General features: G+C 71.3%; 2 protein-coding genes and 1 pseudogene. All 3 read left to right on the forward strand.

Annotated features, from left to right (window positions below):
* Window positions 1-944, forward strand: a 944-nt coding sequence (locus tag DQP56_RS23695) for a D-alanyl-D-alanine carboxypeptidase family protein (protein WP_133259029.1), incomplete at its 5' end; no start/stop codon positions are given.
* A 145-nt stretch (window positions 945-1089) separates the two neighbouring features.
* Window positions 1090-2496, forward strand: coding sequence for a sugar porter family MFS transporter (locus DQP56_RS23700; protein ID WP_435673907.1), 1407 nt, complete (start codon window positions 1090-1092; stop codon window positions 2494-2496).
* Window positions 2493-2671 (forward strand): annotated as a pseudogene (locus DQP56_RS25465) (N-acetylglucosamine-6-phosphate deacetylase); the annotation flags it as partial. The gene DQP56_RS23700 and the pseudogene DQP56_RS25465, both read left to right, overlap by 4 nt.

Raw genomic sequence — 2671 nt, forward strand, 5'->3', positions numbered from 1 at the left:
TCTCCGCCGAGTCGTGGTTGGTGGCCGACATGGACAGCGGGGCGGTGATCGCCGCCCGCGACCCGCACGGCCGGCACCGGCCCGCCAGCGTCATCAAGGTGCTGACCGCGATGGCGGCGATCAACGAGCTGGACCTGGCCAAGGTCGTCCCCGGCACCCAGGAGGACGCCAACGCCGAAGGCACCCGTGTCGGCGTGGGCCCCGGCGGCGACTTCACCGTCAACCAGTTGCTGCACGGCCTGCTGATGGGGTCGGGCAACGACGCCGCTCACGCCTTGGCAACCGAGCTCGGCGGCATGGACACGGCGCTGCACAAGATCAACGCGCTGGCCGCCAGGCTGGGCGGCCGCGACACCCGCGCCGCCACCCCGTCCGGGCTCGACGGGCCGGGCATGAGCACCTCGGCCTACGACATCGCGCTGTTCTACCGCTACGCCTGGAACAACCCGGTGTTCGCCGACATCGTCGCCACGCGGAACTTCGCGTTCCCCGGCTACGGCGACGTGCCCGGCTACACCTTGGAGAACGACAACCAGCTGCTCTACAACTACCCGGGCGCCCTCGGCGGCAAGACCGGCTACACCGACGACGCCGGGCAGACGTTCGTGGGCGCGGCCACCCGCGACGGCCGCCGGCTGGTGGCGGTGCTGCTGCGCGGCACCCGGCAGCCGATCCCGCCGTGGCAGCAGGCCGCGCAGCTGCTCGACTACGGCTTCGCCACCCCGCCCGGCACCCGGGTCGGCACCCTGATCGAACCCGACCCCTCGCTGGTCGCCCGGGCACCCGCCGACGGGCCCAGCCCGCAGGCGATGGTGCTGGCGCCGGCCGGCGACACGGTGCCGGTGCGGGTCGGGGTGAGCATCTTCGGCACGATCATCGTGTTCGCGCTCATCATGGGTGCGCGCGCGCTGAACCGCCGGCCGGGCCGGGCCTCGACGTGGTGAAGGCGCTACGGGCCTTCGGCGGGTTCTCCGGGCTGCTGCTGATCGCGATCGGGTTGAGCCGGGGCATAACATATGCCGCCCTGGCCGATCGGGGTGTGCGCTGATCCCATCCCCTACGGTGAGCTAGGTGGGCCGAATCGGGGAACTGCGCCGATCCTCGCCTCTGGCACTGCTGGTCGGGGTGGCTGCCGCCAGTGTCGGCGTGATCTACGGCTACGACCTGTCCAACATCGCCGGCGCGCTGCTGTTCATCGAGGCCGACTTCGGGCTGACCGCCGCCCAGCAGGAGATGGTGGCCACCGCGACGGTGATCGGCGAGATCGCCGGCGCCCTGGCCGCCGGGTGGCTGGCCAACGCGATCGGGCGCAAGCGCTCGATGGTCTCGGTGGCGCTGGGCTACGCGGTGTTTGCGCTGCTGGGGGCGGCGTCGACGTCGGTGTCGATGCTGACCGTGGCCCGGCTGCTGCTCGGTGTCACCATCGGGGTGTCGGTGGTGGTGGTGCCGGTGTTCGTGGCCGAGTCGGCGCCGGCCGCTGCCCGCGGCGCGCTGCTGGTCACCTACGGGGTGGCCACCGTGGTCGGGATCATCGCCGGCTACCTGTTCGCCTACCTGCTGGCCGGGACCGGCAACTGGCGGGCGATGCTGGGGCTGGCCGCGGTACCCGCCGTGCTGGTGACGCTGCTGCTGGCCCGCATCCCCGACACCGCCCGCTGGTATCTGCTCAAGGGCCGGGTCGACGACGCGTACCGCGCCCTGCGCCGCATCGAACCGAACATCGAGGCCGCCCAGCGCGAACTCGCCGAGATCGGCCGGACGCTGCAGGAGGAACGCCGCAGCGGGGTCGGGGTGCTGCGCGAGATGCTGCGGCCGCCGTATCTGCGGGCGACGGTGTTCGTGGTGACGCTGGGGTTCTTCATCCAGATCACCGGAATCAACGCGATCGTCTACTACAGCCCCCGGCTGTTCGAAAAGATGGGTTTCGAAGGCGATTTCGCGCTGCTGATCCTGCCGGCGCTGGTGCAGGTGGCCGCGCTGGCCGCGATGTTCGTCTCGCTGGCGATCATCGACCGGGTGGGCCGTCGTCCCATCCTGCTGTCGGGGATCGCCACGATGGTCGTCGCCAACGCGCTGCTGATCGCGGTGTTCGCGGCCGGCCCGGCGTTCGGTGATGCGCTGGCGGCGCTCAAGTTCGGCGGGGTGCTGCTGTTCACCGCCGGCTACACCTTCGGGTTCGGTTCGCTGGTGTGGGTCTACGCCGGGGAGGCCCTGCCGGCGCGGCTGCGGTCGATGGGATCGTCGGCGATGCTGACCTCGAACCTGGTGGCCAATGCGATTGTCGCCGGGGTGTTTTTGACCATGCTCACCTCGCTGGGCGGCGCCGGGACGTTCGCCGTGTTCGGGGTGCTGGCGCTGTTGAGCCTGGCGTTCGTGTACCGCTACGCGCCGGAGACCAAGGGCCGGCAACTCGAGGACATCCGGCATTTCTGGGAGAACGGCGGCCGCTGGCCCGCCGAAGAGCCGACGTCGGCTGAGATCGGGGCGCCGACGTGACCGTGATCTCCGCCGGCGCCGTGGTGCTCGACGGCCGGGTCTGCCGGCCCGGCTGGGTCTCGGTGGCCGACGGGCGGATCGCCGAGTGCGGAACCGGGCCGGTGCACGCCGACATCGAGTTCGCGGATTGCGTTGTGGTACCGGGCTTCATCGACATGCACTGCCACGGCGGCGG

It is taken from the genome of Mycolicibacter senuensis (assembly GCF_003284925.1).
Lineage (GTDB): Bacteria > Actinomycetota > Actinomycetes > Mycobacteriales > Mycobacteriaceae > Mycobacterium > Mycobacterium algericum_A.